Raw genomic sequence first — 16,904 nt, forward strand, 5'->3', positions numbered from 1 at the left:
CGCCTATTGTATCGCACCCGTGGGGGATTGCATACGTTCCGGGGAAAGGAGGACACACGCGATGTGGAAGCCATTTCTCGACCGTCTTTTTCGGGATTTGCTGTCTCATGACCTGGCCGAGTTGAACTGGCAGGTTGGGCTCAGAAACGCGCTCGGGATTGTCCTGCCGCTGTTCTTCGGGCTGATCTTTCACGCGATTCCCACCGCCGTGGTCATGACGGTCGGGGCCATCGTCACAGGCTTTGCCGGAATGTCGGGAACCTGGCAGAAACGGTCCCGCATCATGCTGTACGCTATCGTGTGGGTGTCGCTAACCACGTTTTTGGGAAGCGTGGCGGGAGCGCAAGCCTTGTTGGCGGGCGGCTTGGTCGTGCTGAGTGGAGGGATGGCGGGCATCTTGGCCGCGGTGAGTCCCGAGTTAGCGCTTATTGGTACGCTGGCTACCAATGCTCTCATTATTTTCTCCGGCCTTGCCATACCGATGGCGGATGCCGTGCCTACGGCGCTTAAGGTGATGGCGGGGGGCCTGCTGCAGTTAATCTTGATGCTGGCCACGGTTCCTTGGCAGCCTCAGGCTGACGGAACGGCGAGCCTTCGTCGGCTGTGTTGGCAGCTGGCGTCCTATGCGTTGTGCCCAGAACGGAGTGTTGACCTTCGCGTGGCGCGGGCCCTCATTACCGCCGAGAACCGCATTGGGGACCGGGCCATTTCTCCCCAAAAGCGCTGGCGATTGGCGACGCTGCTTCGTCGCCTGGACACGGCCCGGAGCGATTTGGTTTCGCTGCATCATGATGAGAACTTGGGGGAATATCGGGAGATTCTCTTACACCACGTATCCCAATTGCTCAAAGGGTGGAGTCGGCGCCTTTCCACCGACCCCGCGTCGTCGCTGTCTTTGGACTCTCTCGAACCGCTTCTAGCGCTGGATGAACAATTGAAAACCGAGGTGGGTCCCGCTTTTGCACGGGCGCATCATTTGATTAGCACCTTGGCTTCCATTCCCCAGGCGGGAATCGATCCCGAAGCGGAAGTCAGCTTGGAGCGCTGGAGCATGCCAGCCGTCCAGAGTCTGGTGGCGACCATTAGGGAGAACCTGTCTCTCCGCCGTTCCGCCTTTCGCCATTCTGTGCGGATTATGGGCACACTGGCGCTGGGCCTCTTGGTGGAGCATCTTTTTCACCTGCCGCGCGGGTATTGGGTGGTGCTGACCACCATGGTGGTGCTGAAGGCCGACTTCTTTTCCACCATCGGCCGGGGACTGGCGCGGGTTGTGGGCACTGCCGCCGGTGTGGTGGCCGGGACGTTGGTGGTTGTGGGGTTCCATGATCTGGTCATCGGGATTCTGGTGGCGATGGTGGTGTTCGCCCTGGCGATGTACGCCATCATCAATGTCAACTACACCGTCTTTTCCATGGTGGTGAGCGCGGAAATTGTCTTGCTGCTGTCCTTTTTTGAGCGGGTCCCACCCTTCTTGGCCATGGCCGACCGCTTGAGCGATACGGTCATCGGCAGCGCCCTGGCCTTGTTTGCCTTCACGGTGTTTCCCACCTGGCAACGCGAGGAAGTTCCGAAGACTCTGGGCGACCTGGTGAGTTCCGAGGCGCGCTACTTGGCCGCCATCCTTGATGGCACCAGGCCGGCTTTGGCGCGGCGCGACACGCGGGTCGCCCGTGCGGCTGCCGCAGCCTCGCTTGATCATGCGGTCAACGAGCCGGCCAAGGGGTTATTAGACCGGTCGGACGCGCTGCGACTGATGGACGTGCTGCACAACTTGGCCGATTTGCTGATGGAATTGGAGGTGACCGATTCGGTCACGCTAGCGGCAGCGCGCCCCATGTTGCAACCGGGTGTGGAGCGGTTGCAACAACTAGCCGAGGTGCTGTACCGCTGGCCGACGGCATCGCCAGAGCCCGCGGAGTCGGAGATGCCGGCCAATCCGCTGGCTGGCCGCTTGGAGAGGCTTCTCGGGGAAGCGGAGGCAGTTCTTGTCGTAGCCAAGCCCATGATATGATATAAGAAGCATGAGGAGGGCTTGGGGAGTGTGGCAGTTTCTCTTTGACTTTGATGGAACCATTCTTGACACCACTGATCTCATCTTGAAGAGTTTCGCGCACACCTTTGAGACCGGATTGGGGGAATCCATTTCTCGGGAGGAACTGCTAGTCCACTTTGGGCGCCCTTTGGCGGAACAGTTCCGCATCATGCGGCCGGCCTTGTCGGACGCCGAGATTGAGCGGCTGGTGGCCATCTACCGTGAACATAATGAGATCACCCACGATGAGCTGGTGTCTATTGTCCCGGGGGCTGATGCGGGACTCCGACGGCTTAAGGCGTTGGGTTTTCCGCTCGGGATTGTGACCTCCAAGCGGCTTAATATGACCGAGCAGGGATTGAAGGGCGCGGGTCTTTTTGATTTGTTTGACGTCATTGTGCATATGGACAGCACACCGAATCATAAGCCGCACCCGGAACCCGTTCAGCATGCGCTTAAGATTATGGGTGGCGCTCCGGAGAGAGCGGCTTACGTGGGGGACAGTCCGTACGATATGGCAGCCGGGCGCGCGGCGGGAGTCAGGACCCTCGGGCTCATCTACAATACCTTTAGTGAACCGGTCCTGCGTGAAGCCGGCGCTGACGTGATTGCGCATGACTGGGAACAGGTTGTCGAGACGCTATTAGGATGGGCGAAATCTAACCAATGAGGTGACGTTCTTATGGAATTGCAAGGTGCCGTCATTACTTGGCTCGGACATGCTACATTTCTGATTGACACACCCGGGCAAAAGACGATAGTCATCGACCCATGGCTGGCCGAAAACCCCAAGTGCCCTGAGGAATACAAGAACTTGGATCGGGCCGACATCATTCTGATCACCCACGGTCACTTCGACCACATGGGCGGCGCGGCCGCCCTAGCCAAGAAGACGGGGGCTCAGGTGGTCAGCAACTTTGAGATTGGCTCGTTTTTGGCCTCGCAAGGAGTCGAGAACACCGTTGGCATGAACAAGGGAGGGACGGTGTCGTTCGGCGACATCAAGGTGACCATGGTCCATGCGGATCACTCCTCCGGGATTACCACGGCGGATGGCACCACCGTGTACGGCGGTGAGGCCAGCGGCTTTGTGGTCACGTTGGAAAACGGCCTAACCCTGTATCATGCCGGCGACACCAACGTGTTCTCGGATATGAGCCTGATTCGTGAGTTGTACGCTCCCGATGTGGTGTTGCTGCCTATCGGCGGTCATTTCACCATGAGCCCCAAGGAAGCAGCTTACGCCGTCAAGCTGCTGAAGCCCAAAGCGGTCATCCCGATGCACTACGGCACGTTTGAGGCGCTCACGGGAACACCGGAAGCGCTGAAGGACTTGTTGGCCGGCGAGCCGGTCGAAGTGCTCGCCCTCAGTCCGGGCGGCCAATGCCGGTAGAGGGACGAAAGTCGCAAAAGACCCGGAAGCCAAGACGCTTTCCGCCTTCGCTGGCGGGAAGCTGTCTTCGCTATGCGGTCATGGATGTCCTAGGATTCGGACGCCTGATCGAGCCGGACAGTCTTTCGGCCATGCAGGCGGGCTCGGCACAGCACAAGCGCTTTCAAAATCAGCTGCTCAACGAGTATGCCATGGCGGCGGTCGAGGTGCCGTTGAAAGACGAGGCATGGGGTGTGTCGGGCCGAATGGATGCGGTTCTTGAGACTGAGCGTGGTCCGTGGGTCCTGGAATATAAGACGGTAGCGCCCGAGAAGTTTCACACCATTCAGACCGGCGGTCCCTTAATTAACCATTGGGCGCAGTTGCAGCTTTATCTGGCTGTCGGCGATTTCGTCGGCGGGAGCCTCGTGGTGGATTCCCGCCCCGAAGGGCAGCGGGTGGTGTTTCATGCCGATCCCGATATGGACTGGCACGCTTGGATTCGAGCCCGGGTGGCTCGGGTTCAGTCATACCAGGCGACCAGAAAGCTTCCGGAACGCGAAATTAGTCTGGCCTGCCAAGCGTGCGATCGATGGCAGCGATGCTTTCGCACCGCAGAGGAGCGCGACGCGGCGGTCGCCCTGCATCCGGAATGGGAGCCGGACCCCGCGTTGCCAGCAAAACCGCGAGTTGTTGCAAGTCGAGATATTGTTTAGGAGTGAGGACGCATGACATCGGTAGTGGTGCGGCATCAAGGACAGATGGCGTTTTCCGGAGAAAATAGTTCCGGTCAGAGTGTGGTCATGGATTCAGCCGCTGAGGTCGGCGGTCAGGGGCAGGGAATTCGGCCCATGGAGATGGTTCTCCTGGGACTTGGCGGATGCACGGGCATCGACGTGGTCAGCATCTTGCAAAAGATGCGGGTACCCTTTGATCGCTTTGAGATTGCCGTTGATGGGGAGCGCGCTGACGAGCATCCCAAAATCTATCGCCACATTCGCGTCCGCTATCAGTTTTGGGGCGAGGGCCTCGACAGCGACAAAGTCTGGCGGGCCGTGTCCTTGAGTCAAGACAAGTATTGCAGTGTATCGGCGATGTTGAAGCAGGCAGCCACCATGGAGGCGTCCGTCGAAATTAATGGCCAGCGGGTGGAGAAGAACTAACCCTAACGCGGATGGCGGATGATCCAATCGTTGGCCAAGAAATAGGTCGCGGCGCTAAATAAATGGGGCATTCGACCGTTCCGAATCATGTTGCCCAACTCGTCCCAGGCGACCTCCTCCACGCGAATCTCCTCGGTGGCATCCAATCTCTGAGGGGCGATTTTCTCAGCATCTATAATGAGAAACGTGTGCACAAAATTATTGGAGGTCGCCGGGTTCGGGTAAAATTTGCCGAGAAAAATGGGCTCCGTTTCTGAAGCATAGCCCGTTTCCTCCAAAACTTCCCGTTGGATGGCTTGAGAGGCCGGCTCATCCGCCTCGATCATCCCGCCCGGGATTTCCTTCACCAAGGTTTCGGATCCATGCCGGTACTGATTAACCAGTACCACACGCTGCTCCTTTGTGAGCACCAGCGCATTGACCCAATCCCCGTACTCGTTGGCGTAATAGATGATTTCCTGTCCGTCGGGCAGTTGACAGCGATCACGGCGAACACGGCTATACGGGGCATTCTCGACCACCCAATGGCGCGACAGGACTGTCCATTTTTTCATTGCGCAACCCTCCACCGCTCTATGCTACCGCATTCCATCCGGTCCATACGATGCGGGCGGTTATTTTCCTCCAAAGACCAGTGTTGAATTCAGGCAGCCGGGCATGCTAGCGGCGAGGGAGGTGGCAGCATGGCCGACAACCAAAATCCTAAGAAGACGATTCGAGAGCTGACTCAGGAGAAGTTCCAAGAAGAGGTGGCGCGGGAATTAGGGATCGATTTGAACAACGCTGCCTTTCCCGAGCGGGACATCCGCCGGTTGGAAAATACCTTGCATGCTGGGGATGACGATTCCGATTCCTAATAAGCGGCCCGCCCGGGCCGCTTTTTCGTATGAGCGTCTTAGGGGCCATGCCGGGGCGCCTTGATGGTGGTGAAGAAAAAATTCTCCCGGCCAAAACGTTGGCCTTCCCCAAGGGGTTTCCTTGCATACATACCGTCCTCCCGCACCGGGACGGGAGCTCTTGTAGTTTCATGTGCCACGCGCTTCTAGGCATCTCCGCGCGACCCCAATGGGTTGCCATTCCACGTTGGGAACGGTAGTTCGCCTGCGTCATAAACAGAGTGTCTTTCAAGAACTTCCCCCGAATAGGAATTAACCGGGTGGACTATTGACGATTCGTATATCTAAATGCCATGATTTGACCGGAATCGTCAAAAGGTTCCCTATTGGGTGAAAGGAGGAGGGCTATGTCCAAGGAATTACCGCGTCCAAAGAACGGACGGCGTTGGTGGTATCTCTTACTCATCATCCCCTTTCTCGGCACCTTATTTCCTCAGCTATACAACGCGATGACGCCGACTATCGGGGGGGTGCCCTTTTTCTATTGGTATCAGCTTCTATGGGTGATCATTACCGGGCTATTAACCATTTTTGTCTACTACGTGTCCCGTTAGCGTAAGCTTACGGCCCACGGGAATAGAGGAGGTTGGGACGTGAACGCCACAACCATGGTTGTGTTCCTGGTGCTGTTTGCCTTTGTGACTGTGCTCGGATTTTACGCCTCCCGCTGGCGGAAGTCGGCGGTGGCTAATATTGATGAATGGGCACTAGCGGGTCGGCAATTTGGCACCTTCATTACCTGGTTTCTCTTGGGCGGCGACTTATATACCGCCTATACGTTCATTGCGGTGCCCGCCCTAGCTTTTGGGGCAGGCGCGCTGGCATTTTACGCTGTACCTTATACGATTGTGGTTTACCCGTTTGTCTTCGTAGTCTTGCCGCGGTTTTGGTCGGTGGCCAAGGCTAAGGGCTATGTGACAGCGGCTGACTTTGTTAAAGGCCGTTTTCAGAGTCGTGGACTGGCCTTGGCGGTGGCGATCTCGGGGATTCTCGCCACCTTGCCGTATATTGCTCTTCAGATGGTGGGCATGAAAACCATTCTGCAGGCACTGGGATTCGGCGGGGACATCCCCATTATTGTAGCCTTCGCCATTTTGGCGGCCTATACCTATTTGAACGGTCTTCGTGCGCCAGCCATGGTGGCGGTCGTCAAAGACATCCTGATTTATGCGACCATCATTGGGGCGCTGATTATCATCCCGGGCCATTTGGGTGGATTCGGCCACATCTTCCAGGCAGCCAACGTGAAGCTGCATGCTGCCGCTAAACCGGGGTCAGTGCTTCTCTCGCCCAAGCTCTACACGGCTTATGCCACCTTAGCGCTGGGTTCGGCAGTGGCCTTGTTCTTCTATCCGCATGCCATGACGGGGGTGCTGGCTTCCAAGTCGCGGGACACGGTACGCAAGAACGCCGCATTTCTTCCTCTATATTCACTGATGCTGGGCGGCATTGCGCTGTTGGGGTTCATGGCTTTGGCTGCTCACATCAATGTCAACGGGAACAACAACTTAGCGGTTCCCTTGTTGTTTTTGAAGGAATTCTCGCCGTGGTTTGTAGGGGTGGCCTTTGCCGCCATTTTGATTGGCGCGTTGGTGCCGGCTTCGGTCATGGCCATCGCCGCGTCCAATCTCTTTACCCGCAACATCTATCGCGAATACTTTGTGCCGCATGCGAGTGAGAATCAGCAGGCTGGCATTGCCAAATTCATTTCGCTGTTGGTGATGTTGGCGGCCTTGATCTTTGTGGTCGGCATCCCGGTGCAATTCTCTTTGTATCTCCAGACGTTGGGCGGGGTATGGATTCTCCAGACGGTGCCCATGATTGTGGGCGGCATTTACACCCGCTGGTTTCACCGCACCGGGCTTCTCATCGGCTGGCTGGTGGGAATGGTGTTGGGCACCTGGATGGAGTACTCCGTCGGATTTACCACCTCGTTCTTCGCCCTCTCGCCGGGCATCGTCGGCTACGCGGGCATTTGGGCCCTCATCGCAAACGGCATTGTGGTGGCCATTTTGAGCCTCATCTTACATGCCGCCAAAGTCTCCAATGGCGTGGACGAGACCACGGTATCCGATTATCAGGAGGAAGCTACGTCTGCCTGAGCGAATCTCTATATACGCTCTCACAAGGAGGAGCCATCCAGTGAGATGGCTCCTCGCTTGTGAGTCGAGGGCCCGTTTCGTATAATCGGGAAAGGAAATGGGGGCCCGGAAACTTGGATATAGGATTGATTGGTCTTCCGCTGTCGGGGAAAACCACGATTTTTAACCTTCTTACACATTCACATGCCGAAACAAGCGCTTTTGGGGGAAAAGCTGAATCGCGACGCGGCCTGGCGCCGGTGCCGGATCCGCGGTTGGACTGGTTGAGCCAACTGTACCATCCGCGTAAAGTGACTCCGGCCCAACTTCAAGTGGTGGATGTGCCGGGATTGGCCCGGGGGGAGTCGCAAGGCCCTAATCGCTTTCTGAACGACGTGCGGCTGGTGGACGCACTGATTCATGTGGTGCGGGGATTTGCCTCGGAATTGGGGGAAGCGCCCAAGCCGTTTCAGGACATTGAAGATATGGAGCTGGAACTGGGCTTATCGGACTTGGATTTGGTGGAGAAGCGCCGCCAACGGATTCAAAGCGGGAAAAAAGTGACCCCCGAACAGCGTCACGAGATGGAACTTTTGGATCGCCTGCATGAGGCCCTGGAGGCGGGCGAACGCCTGGACTCGTTAGACTTGAACGACGAGGATCGTCGCCTCATTAGCGGGTATCAGTTTCTGACCCTGAAGCCGATGATTTGGCTCTTGAATCTTGATGATGAAACCTTCAAGTCGGGCCAGTATCCAGATCGGGATCAAATTGAAGAGGCAGCACACGCTAAGCATATTCCCGTCGTGTTGATGGCAGGCGCTATGGAGCAAGAGATTCAGGATTTAGATGCCGAAGACCGTGAGGAATTTATGCGCGACTTGGGAATTGAGGAGACCGGCACGGCCCGCTTAAGCCGCGCAACCTATGACCACTTGGGTCTTATCTCCTTCCTCACGGCAGGGGAGGATGAGGTGCGCGCTTGGACCATTACTCGGGGAACCCTGGCTAAAGAAGCGGCAGGCAAGATTCACTCCGACATTGAACGCGGGTTCATTCGTGCGGAAGTGGTGGCTTTTGAGGCGCTAAAGGCAGCCGGAAACATAGCAAGGGCCCGAGAGCAAGGGGCGGTACGCTTGGAAGGCAAGGACTATGCGATGCAGGACGGGGATATTGTCAATTTTCGGTTCAACGTATGAACCGGGAACGAGGTGGGGCGATGACTGAAAACAGCGGCTGGTGGGCACGAGCTCAAGAGGTGCTTCCGGGCGGGGTGAATTCGCCGGTTCGCTCCTTTCGGGGCGTCGGCGGGGAACCCTTCTTTGTGGATAAGGGTGAAGGCGCTTATCTGGTGAGCGACCAGGGGAAACGCTATTGCGACTATGTAATGGGATATGGACCTTTGATCCTGGGGCATGCCCACCCTCAAGTGGTCGAGGCGGTGCGGGCCCAGGCCCTTCTCGGGCTTTCCTACGGGACTCCCACGCACAGGGAGGTGCTGATGGGCGAGCGCATCCGTTCCGCCATTGCCTCGATGGAATTGGTCCGCCTGGTCAATTCCGGCACCGAAGCGACCATGAGCGCTTTACGGGTGGCGCGAGGCGTGACGGGCCGGCGGTTGGTGGTCAAATTCACCGGCTCCTATCACGGCCATCACGATTCGCTTATAATCAAGGCGGGATCGGGAGCGGCGACCCTAGGGGTGCCAGACTCCGCCGGCGTTCCCGAGGAGATCGCGCAGCTCACCATGACGGTGCCCTATAACGACATCGACGCGCTGAGAGAGGTTTTCCGCGAGCATGGACGCAACATTGCGGCCGTGATTGCCGAACCGGTGGCCGGCAACATGGGCACCGTGCCTCCGGTGCCCGGGTTTTTGGAAACCATTCGAGAGCTCACCCAGGAATACGGGGCGTTGTGGGTCAGCGACGAAGTCATGACCGGATTTCGCGTCACGTACGGGAGCGTGGCCGAAAGCCGGGGTCTCGAGCCGGACTTAATCACCCTGGCCAAGGTGATTGGCGCCGGCATGCCGGTGGGTGCCTACGGCGGCAAGCGCCAATACATGGAGCTGGTGGCTCCGCTGGGCGCTGTGTACCAGGCGGGGACCTTTTCGGGAAATGCCGTCGCCATGGCGGCGGGGCTGGCCCAGTTGTCGGTGGTGGGCGAGCCCCATTTTTACGAAACCTTGACCCAGCGCACCACGAGATTGGCCGAGGGGCTTAAGGAGCGGGCGCGCCGTCATGGAATCGAGGTGTCGGTGAATCAGGCGGGGGCGATGATGACGCTCTTTTTCAATGGCCAGTCACCGACCAATTTTGATGAGGTGGCAGCGTCCGACCATGAGCGCTACCGCCGCTTTTTCCACGGCATGCTGGAGCGGGGGATTTTCTTTCCGCCGTCGGGTTATGAGACCTGTTTTCCCTCCTGGGCCCATACGGATGCCGATATTGATATGACTGTACAAGCAGCCGATGCGGTATTTCGGCAACTATAGAGGTGAGCGATGTATATACCTTGGCTAAGTCCCTACGCTTTTAAAATCGGGTCGTTCGGCGTCCACTGGTACGGCATCTTCATGGTGTTGGCCATATTAGGCGGAGGCTGGTATTTGATGGAGCGCGGCCAGCAATTGGGCGCCGATCCCGACCGGCTCTCCACCATTACGCTTTGGACCATCTTCTGGGGCGTGGTTGGCGCCCGGGTCGTGTTTGTGTTGGCAAATTATCCGCAATGGATCTGGACAGACCCCGTACAGGCGCTCAAAATCTGGGACGGGGGCTTGGCTATTGACGGTGCCGTCGGCTTTGGGATTCTGGCGTTGTGGTGGCAGCTTCGCAAGCAGCCGGTGATGTTCAACCACCTAATTGACTGGACGGTACCGGGGATCGGGCTGGGAATCTTCATGGTGCGGATCGGGAACATCTTCAACCATGAGGTGCTCGGGCACATGACCACGCTGGGATTTGGCCGATGGCCAGAACAGTTGATTGGTTCCACTTGGGGTGTGTTCCTCATCATCCGCTATTTTTGGTTGGAGCGGCGGCGTACTCCGCCACCGGGCTATCAATTCTGGTCGGCCATGTTCTATTACGCCATTTTGCGCGGGTTCATCGGCGAGACCACCCGCGACAATCCCCTGCACTGGGTCCATTACCTCAATCCCCATTGGGGCATCGGGTTTGTGACCCTGATGCAGTGGTTCACACCCCCGATTCTGGTGTTCACCGGCATCATGATGCGGAGGACTTGGCGGAAGTCGGCCCAGACCCATTTGGTGGAGCAGGATATGGCAATGGAGCCCTCGCACTAACACTTTGAGGTTGCGGGGTCTGGCCTTCGACAATCACGGGCGTGCCGATATCGGCAAAATGCCATAGCCATTCGGCTTCGGGCGGCTCGCCGGTGGCACCGTGAGGCCCGGTTGCGGTGGGCAACTGGACGCAGCCGTGGCTCACGGCACGCCCAAAGCGGTGGTTCCACCAAGCGCCATGAAACGCGATGGCCCCATTAAAATATTGGGCATAGGGCACGTGCTCAACATCCCAATGATCGGGCGAATGGGGATCGCCGCCCACCATATGATCGTCTTCCACCCGGCGGTAGATCCAAAAGGTTCCGGTGGGCGTAGACCAACGGGGCGCAACGCCTGTGGAAACGGCCATAGTCCGCACCGCGTGGCCATTTTCCCACGCGGTCAGCGTTTGCGTGCTAAGATTGACGACCAAGGCCCGCCCATCATCAATGGACAGCTGCTCAGCGGTCGCGGTTCCCCGAATTCTGATGGCGACCTGACTCTTTTCCGGCCATCCGGGGTTCGGCATAATAAGAAAGTGGTGGGGACCGTGGGCGACAACCCGCACCGCTGTAGCGGGGGAAATGATCAAGTGGCGTGTCACCCAATCGGCGGAGACCGCGCGCGAGGTCGTAAGGTTAACCGGTTCCTTAATGCCGACGCGATGAGGAACGGGTCCCAACCGGACCTCCATCGCTGTCATGGCGGCCGGATCGCCGTGCGGCGGCCCGGGATGCGAAAGTGAGATGGTGAGGAGCGCGAGCGCGCTCAACGTGATCCACAGTAGCCGAGCTTGATTGTTCATCCTACACCCTGGATGGCCAAATTTGGAGCGCTCGGGAAAGGAGGCCCCATGGCAAACGTTACAGTGCTATTCTTCTCGTACGCGGCCGATCGTATGAGTGGCCGCCAGGCATCGTATGACCTGCCCGAGGGGATGACCATCGGTGCGTTTTTCTCGACGCATGTGGCTCCTAAGCTGCGGGAGTCCATGGAGAGCATGATGTTTAGCATTAACGAGGAGTGGGCTCCGCCCGATTACGTACTTCAGGACGGCGATCGGCTGGCGGTCATTCCCCCGGTGAGCGGAGGCTAGCGACATGGACATTTTTCGGGTCCAAAAAGACCCCATCAATGTGGACGAGGCGCTGAAGGCGATTTCCGATCCCGCCGCTGGCGGCCAAGCGCTGTTTTTGGGCACGGTGCGAAACAACTTCGAAGGCCGGGCTAGCCTGGGGCTATTTTACGAAGCCTATCGGGAGTTGGCAGAAAAGGAAATGGCGCGGATCGGCCGGGAGATTAAAGACGAGTTTGGGGCGTTGCACGTCGCCATGGTCCACCGTGTAGGGGATTTGGCCCTCACGGAGACGGCGGTGGTGGTCGCCGTCTCGACTCCCCATCGGGCGGAAGCGTTTAAAGCCTGCCAAGCGGGCATTGACCGGATTAAAGAACGGGTACCCATTTGGAAGAAGGAGCGTTGGGCGGACGGCCAGACCGCCTGGCATCGTGACCCCGAGGCTTAGGCCAGATGGAACACCTCTTTGACCCGACGAACATTGGCGCGGCTGACCGGCACCTCACTTTCCCGTTTGTCCTTTATTTTTAGGAGATAGGTGCCGTTGAAGTGCGGCATGATTTCTTTGACATAGCGTGTATGCACGATGAAACTGCGGTGCGTGCGGATGAACGTGGAGGGCAGCCGATTTTCCAACTCGCCCAAGGTGAAGCGGGTGGGTTTGCGTCCGTCACGGGTGGCCACATAGATGGTGTCGAGTTCCGCTTGAATGTAGCAGATCTCCTCAATTGGCACCGGGGCGGTATGGCCATTTTGGTCGCAAGGCACCCATTCCAAGAGCTCCGCCGTCTCCTCTTCAGGGCCCTCGACAGGAGTCATGCCGGCGGTCAACCGCCGGATGGTTTCGGAAATCCGCTCGGGGCTGACCGGCTTCAAGAGATAGTCGACCGCTTCCACCGAGAAAGCGTCCAGCGCATACTCCTCGTAGGCGGAGATAAAGACCAGCTTCACGCCCCGTTTGGCCGAGCTTTTAAGGGCGGCACCCAGAGCCATGCCCGACTCGCCCGGCATGGAGACGTCCAAAAAAATCACATCGTAGTCAATCGCGGCAATGAGCGTGCGGGCTTCTTCAGCACTGGCGGCTTCGCCCACCACCTGCACCACACCTTTATGCGGCTCCAACAAGTAGCGCAGTTCCATGCGCGCCGGCGCTTCATCCTCCACAATTAATGCCTTAAGCGGTAACATCGCGGTCCTCCCTTATCGGTATGGTGATGCGCACGGTGGTCCCGGCCCCTTCTTTGGATCGAAGCCTTAGATGGTATTCCGGGCCGTAGAGTCCCATCATCCGCTCGGCAACGTTGGAAAGCCCCAACCCCATGCCGCTGCCCCGGCCCATCTCAAATATTTCGTACTGCTTGGCTTTGGGTATGCCGACTCCATTGTCGGAGACATAGATGACCAAGTGGGTGCCCAAGAGACGCGCCGTAACGCTGACCGTTCCCGGCGTTCCGCGTTGGCTCAGCCCATGAACCACGGCATTTTCCACCAGTGGTTGCAGCGTCAGCACCGGAACCGGCACCTCCATGGCCCGAGGATCCACCCTCAGACGAAAGTGGAGACGATCGCCAAAGCGGGCCTGTTCTAAGGTGAGATAGGTGTTGACGTAATCAATTTCATCTTTCAATGGGATGGTCGGGCCGCGATGCTGCAGTGAGCGGCGAAAGAACGCGGCCAATCCAATTAACAGCTCGCGGGCCCGATCAGGTTCGGTGCGCGAAAAGGCAATGATGGTATTTAGCACGTTGAATAAAAAGTGCGGCCGAATCTGGGCCTGCAGCGCTTCCAAGCGGGCATCCGCGGCTAAGGTGCGCTGGCGGTCGGCTTCCACCACCTCCATAAGGAGGGAGAGCATTTGCGCGATGCCTTCCGCATGTTGCAAAATGCGGCTCGGCAAGACCCGGTGGGTGGCAACATAGAGTTTGATGGATCCCACCGATTGGCCGTGGGACACCAACGGGGCGATGACCACGGTGCCTAAGTCGCATTCGTCATAGGAGCCCTTCAGTTCCGAGGTGTCCATAATCCGAATGCTCCGGTCCGCCATGGTGCGGCGGGTGGTTTCAGACAACAGGCTTCCCGGTTGGTGTTGCGGACAGCGCTTGCCTGACCAACCTAAAACCATTTGGGTGTCGGTGATGGCCACGGCATCGACTTCGGCGGTGCGCTGCACAATATCCGCCAAATGCTGAGCGGTCTCGCGGTTTAGACCCTGACGCAGGTGGGGCAGCGCTTGGTTGCCGATTTGAAAGGTGGTTTCAGCTGGGTCGGGCCCGGTGGGGCCCTCGTCGAGAGGCTTGGCGGCCGCATCGTGGCGCCCTAGTCGATATGCGGCAATCGCGCAGGCCAGCGAGATGGCAATAGCCACCCAGGGCCATGGGAAGGCCAGGTGAAGCGCCAGACACACAGCCATCGAGAGCCAGGCAATCAGCCACAAAATTGTTGATCGCATCTCAGATTAACTCCGCGCCCCGGCGGGCCATTTCGACCAGAGCCCGGTCGCTGTCGCCGGGATTTACGTCCACGCCCTTAACCCCGTCGGCGATAACCCAGGTCTTAAATCCTTCCTTCAGGGCATCGAGCACGGTGGCGCGCACGCAATAGTCCGTGGCCAGTCCCGCGACATAGACCTCGGTCACGCCGTTCTGGCGGAGAAAGTCCGCCAAGAGCAGGGTGCGTTGCCCGCCTTCGCTCAAGAGCCCCTCAAAGCCGCTGTAGGCATCCTGGTCTTCCCGGAATCCCTTGTGAAATTGGGGCGTATCCGCCGGCAGCCACAAGTCAGGGTGCAATCGGAATCCCGGTGTCCCGACCACGCAGTGGGGAGGCCATGGCCCACCCTGCGCCTGAAAGGAGACATGATTGCTGGGATGGGCGTCCTGGGTTGTCACAATGAGCTGGTGGTCATGGTGAAAGCGATTGACCCAATCTTGAATGACCGGGACTACCTGATCGCCATTGGTCACGGCAAGCGCCCCTCCCGGGCAAAAGTCGTTTTGCAGATCCACGATGATTAAGGCTTTTTGCGGCATTCCTGATACACCTCCTAGAGCGGACTGAAGGCGGCACTCATCATGCCAAAGTAGGTAGGACAATCATAACCCAAATGACGGGCTTGAAAACGATGGCCTAAGGCACCGGCTAAAATCACCATTTGCCAGAGCGCGTCAGGCTTGGCATCCTGAACCCAGCTCATGTCGACGGCCACGAGTTCCGCCCAATCCTGACGCATAACCACGTCCTGGAACCAGGTGTCAAACGCCGCGGCGGCCGGATGGAAGCCATAGGGCCCCTCGGCATTGTGGGCATGGGCCATGTCAGCCGAGGCGATCAACCAGACGGGGTCGGGATGGCGTTCCAGCACGGTGCCCAGCATTTGGCCAAACGCGAAAAGACGACCGAGTGGCCACATGCGGCTCGGTGTCATGACCACCGTGTTTAAATCGGCGACCGCCCCGGATAGAAAATGCAAGGGGACTTGGGCACCCCAGTCGAGGGGCAACTGGCAATGGGGACCGTTTGATGCGCCAGCGGAGAGGGCCGCCATGGGGAATCCGTGACCTTCCGCTTCTTGAAGAATTGACCGCGCCAAGGGGCGATTCACGGAGAATACCTCTACCAGCGGGGTGTCCGTTTCGTCCAAGACGCCACGCACCGTTTCCGAATCAGAAATCGTCATCATGTTCTCCGCACGAATGCCATGCGGGGTGAGAATGACCGCGGTGCGGGCAGGATTTTCCCCGAGAATACGGGCCGCCTGTTGAAGTCCTTCGGTTACCGTTTGAAAGCGGGGGAAGTCCGGGTCGCGGATTTCCGGTACCGCCTGGGAACCATGCGGCATCAGAGCGCAAGCGACCAGTGCCATGATGTCCTCCTTCACGAGGTGGAATTTTCTCTATGTTACCAGAACGGCGCCCGCCGTGAACAATTTTTGCCTGGGCGCCGTCCGGCTTAAGCGGTGCAGCGGGAGGCCAGACGCGCAATGTCGATATCCAGCCAGAGAGACCATTCACGGCGCAATGTGCGGATCTCGTCAAGGAGCTGCCAGGCCTGATGATAGAACGTCTGATAGATCGTCCACCAGCTTTCGGCTCCATCAACATCCGTCTGACGGCCAAAGGCGGCATCGACAACGATGCGCTGACGTCCTCCCGGAACGTCATAGGGGGCGGTGCTGTCAGTCATGCCAATGCCCAGCTGCGGAAGCACCACATGATTAACCCTGGAGGGCTTGAGGGCGTCATGATAGAAGTGAACGGTATGGCCTTGCATAAGCGCCGTTTCGCCGAATCGGCGGATGAGTCGGCTGGACATGCCAGGCAGTCCATTAATTAAATGCAAGGAGAGGTCGAGACGCGAAAAGCTGTCCGCTAAAAAGCGTTGATCCGGCCCATCGGCCGTCAAGGGGCTGCCGAAGCTGTGAATGTCGACCGGATGGCTGGAGAACGCCCGTTGTCCTAAGAGCTGGTTGCGCCAGTTCCGCACCCAGGGCTCCACGGATGGCACCGGTCCTTGAGCTGCCAATTCATATTCTGCCATGGCGGCCGCGCAACCCACCAAGCATTGCTTGATGCGCGCCTGATATTCTTTTATGGTGCGATCGACATCCGATGGCAACTCAGGACCCACCATCAGCGACTCGACGCTTACGTTGCCGGATGGGGTCACACGACGGGCGATTTCACCAGAGATCCAGGCCACGCCTAAGGGTCGGAGGACCACCCCGGTTAGTGCCTCGGGATCGTAGACGGAGTGCCAGCGTGCGATGTGCGCACCGCGTTCGGCGTAGGTGTCGGCGATGCGATCTAAGATGGTATGCGAGGGGCCATAGAGCACCACCAATTTTTTAATGCCGGATAGGTGTAGGCCATAATAAGCGTGGTATCCCAGCGCGGTTTCCGCTTCTAGCCACAGGTCAGATACGGGGAAGCTCAAGGTGATCACTCCTTGTGACAATGTACGGCATCATACGCCTGGGCCTCCTAAAAGGTGA

At 58.3% G+C, this 16,904-nt stretch carries 20 protein-coding genes; 13 read left to right on the top strand and 7 right to left on the bottom strand.

Going from position 1 to position 16,904, the window contains the following annotated elements; all coding sequences use genetic code 11:
* Positions 1–61: 61 nt before the first annotated feature.
* Genes HIJ39_RS07035 through HIJ39_RS07055 form a run of 5 tightly spaced genes read left to right on the top strand, consistent with a single transcriptional unit; the run spans position 62 to position 4,567 of the window.
* Positions 62–2,011: an FUSC family protein gene (locus tag HIJ39_RS07035; protein ID WP_169098119.1), complete on the top strand. Its 1,950-nt coding sequence runs from the start codon at positions 62–64 to the stop codon at positions 2,009–2,011.
* Between the two features lie 28 nt (positions 2,012–2,039).
* Positions 2,040–2,702 (top strand): HAD-IA family hydrolase, encoded by a 663-nt coding sequence (locus tag HIJ39_RS07040; RefSeq protein WP_338055106.1) that lies wholly within the window; start codon positions 2,040–2,042, stop codon positions 2,700–2,702.
* Positions 2,703–2,714: 12 nt separating this feature from the next.
* A complete protein-coding gene (locus HIJ39_RS07045) occupies positions 2,715–3,425 on the top strand; it encodes a metal-dependent hydrolase (protein ID WP_169098123.1) in 711 nt (236 codons plus the stop codon).
* Positions 3,416–4,120, top strand: coding sequence for a PD-(D/E)XK nuclease family protein (locus HIJ39_RS07050; RefSeq protein ID WP_169098125.1), 705 nt, complete (start codon positions 3,416–3,418; stop codon positions 4,118–4,120). The genes HIJ39_RS07045 and HIJ39_RS07050 overlap by 10 nt, the downstream gene beginning before the upstream one ends.
* 12 nt (positions 4,121–4,132) lie before the next feature.
* Positions 4,133–4,567 carry an OsmC family protein gene (locus tag HIJ39_RS07055; protein ID WP_243239412.1) on the top strand — a complete coding sequence of 145 codons (435 nt, stop codon included), beginning with the start codon at positions 4,133–4,135 and terminating at the stop codon, positions 4,565–4,567.
* Positions 4,568–4,569: 2 nt separating this feature from the next.
* Here HIJ39_RS07055 and HIJ39_RS07060 read toward each other — a convergent pair whose 3' ends face one another.
* The gene (locus tag HIJ39_RS07060) at positions 4,570–5,121 is read right to left on the bottom strand and encodes an NUDIX hydrolase (protein WP_169098127.1); all 552 of its coding nucleotides are present in this window, start codon (positions 5,119–5,121) and stop codon (positions 4,570–4,572) included.
* A 129-nt stretch (positions 5,122–5,250) separates the two neighbouring features.
* Here HIJ39_RS07060 and HIJ39_RS07065 point away from each other — a divergent pair, with 129 nt between their 5' ends.
* The 6 genes from HIJ39_RS07065 to HIJ39_RS07090 all read left to right on the top strand — a co-directional run bounded on the left by HIJ39_RS07065 (position 5,251) and on the right by HIJ39_RS07090 (position 10,857).
* Positions 5,251–5,424 carry a hypothetical protein gene (locus HIJ39_RS07065; RefSeq protein ID WP_169098094.1) on the top strand — a complete coding sequence of 58 codons (174 nt, stop codon included), beginning with the start codon at positions 5,251–5,253 and terminating at the stop codon, positions 5,422–5,424.
* 386 nt (positions 5,425–5,810) lie between these two features.
* Positions 5,811–6,017 (top strand): DUF3311 domain-containing protein, encoded by a 207-nt coding sequence (locus HIJ39_RS07070; protein ID WP_169098129.1) that lies wholly within the window; start codon positions 5,811–5,813, stop codon positions 6,015–6,017.
* 39 nt (positions 6,018–6,056) lie between these two features.
* The gene (gene mctP, locus HIJ39_RS07075; RefSeq protein ID WP_338055107.1) at positions 6,057–7,565 is read left to right on the top strand and encodes a monocarboxylate uptake permease MctP; all 1,509 of its coding nucleotides are present in this window, start codon (positions 6,057–6,059) and stop codon (positions 7,563–7,565) included.
* A 113-nt stretch (positions 7,566–7,678) separates the two neighbouring features.
* On the top strand, positions 7,679–8,743 hold the full coding sequence (ychF, locus tag HIJ39_RS07080; RefSeq protein WP_169098131.1) for a redox-regulated ATPase YchF: 1,065 nt from the start codon (positions 7,679–7,681) through the stop codon (positions 8,741–8,743).
* Positions 8,744–8,763: 20 nt separating this feature from the next.
* The gene (gene hemL / locus HIJ39_RS07085) at positions 8,764–10,041 is read left to right on the top strand and encodes a glutamate-1-semialdehyde 2,1-aminomutase (protein WP_169098132.1); all 1,278 of its coding nucleotides are present in this window, start codon (positions 8,764–8,766) and stop codon (positions 10,039–10,041) included.
* Positions 10,042–10,050: 9 nt separating this feature from the next.
* Positions 10,051–10,857 (top strand): prolipoprotein diacylglyceryl transferase, encoded by an 807-nt coding sequence (locus HIJ39_RS07090; RefSeq protein WP_169098134.1) that lies wholly within the window; start codon positions 10,051–10,053, stop codon positions 10,855–10,857.
* Here the strand turns inward: HIJ39_RS07090 and HIJ39_RS07095 are convergent.
* Positions 10,778–11,644, bottom strand: coding sequence for a L,D-transpeptidase (locus tag HIJ39_RS07095; protein ID WP_169098136.1), 867 nt, complete (start codon positions 11,642–11,644; stop codon positions 10,778–10,780). The two genes, HIJ39_RS07090 and HIJ39_RS07095, sit on opposite strands and share 80 nt — an antisense overlap.
* Positions 11,645–11,692: 48 nt before the next feature.
* Here HIJ39_RS07095 and HIJ39_RS07100 point away from each other — a divergent pair, with 48 nt between their 5' ends.
* Positions 11,693–11,935, top strand: a complete 243-nt coding sequence (locus HIJ39_RS07100) for a MoaD/ThiS family protein (RefSeq protein ID WP_169098138.1) — start codon at positions 11,693–11,695, stop codon at positions 11,933–11,935.
* Positions 11,936–11,939: 4 nt separating this feature from the next.
* Positions 11,940–12,362 carry a molybdenum cofactor biosynthesis protein MoaE gene (locus HIJ39_RS07105; RefSeq protein ID WP_169098140.1) on the top strand — a complete coding sequence of 141 codons (423 nt, stop codon included), beginning with the start codon at positions 11,940–11,942 and terminating at the stop codon, positions 12,360–12,362.
* On the opposite strand, the gene HIJ39_RS07110 is transcribed toward HIJ39_RS07105, so the two are convergent.
* The 5 genes from HIJ39_RS07110 to HIJ39_RS07130 all read right to left on the bottom strand — a co-directional run bounded on the left by HIJ39_RS07110 (position 12,359) and on the right by HIJ39_RS07130 (position 16,846).
* The gene (locus tag HIJ39_RS07110) at positions 12,359–13,102 is read right to left on the bottom strand and encodes a LytR/AlgR family response regulator transcription factor (RefSeq protein WP_169098142.1); all 744 of its coding nucleotides are present in this window, start codon (positions 13,100–13,102) and stop codon (positions 12,359–12,361) included. The genes HIJ39_RS07105 and HIJ39_RS07110 overlap by 4 nt on opposite strands.
* Positions 13,089–14,366: a sensor histidine kinase gene (locus HIJ39_RS07115; RefSeq protein ID WP_243239413.1), complete on the bottom strand. Its 1,278-nt coding sequence runs from the start codon at positions 14,364–14,366 to the stop codon at positions 13,089–13,091. Before HIJ39_RS07115 ends, HIJ39_RS07110 begins: the two co-directional genes overlap by 14 nt.
* Position 14,367: 1 nt before the next feature.
* On the bottom strand, positions 14,368–14,943 hold the full coding sequence (gene pncA / locus HIJ39_RS07120; protein ID WP_169098144.1) for a bifunctional nicotinamidase/pyrazinamidase: 576 nt from the start codon (positions 14,941–14,943) through the stop codon (positions 14,368–14,370).
* A 14-nt stretch (positions 14,944–14,957) separates the two neighbouring features.
* The gene (locus tag HIJ39_RS07125) at positions 14,958–15,776 is read right to left on the bottom strand and encodes a DODA-type extradiol aromatic ring-opening family dioxygenase (RefSeq protein WP_169098146.1); all 819 of its coding nucleotides are present in this window, start codon (positions 15,774–15,776) and stop codon (positions 14,958–14,960) included.
* An 86-nt stretch (positions 15,777–15,862) separates the two neighbouring features.
* The gene (locus tag HIJ39_RS07130; RefSeq protein ID WP_169098148.1) at positions 15,863–16,846 is read right to left on the bottom strand and encodes a hypothetical protein; all 984 of its coding nucleotides are present in this window, start codon (positions 16,844–16,846) and stop codon (positions 15,863–15,865) included.
* Positions 16,847–16,904: the final 58 nt, after the last annotated feature.

Source organism: Sulfobacillus harzensis (genome assembly GCF_012933365.1).
GTDB lineage: Bacteria > Bacillota > Sulfobacillia > Sulfobacillales > Sulfobacillaceae > Sulfobacillus_B > Sulfobacillus_B harzensis.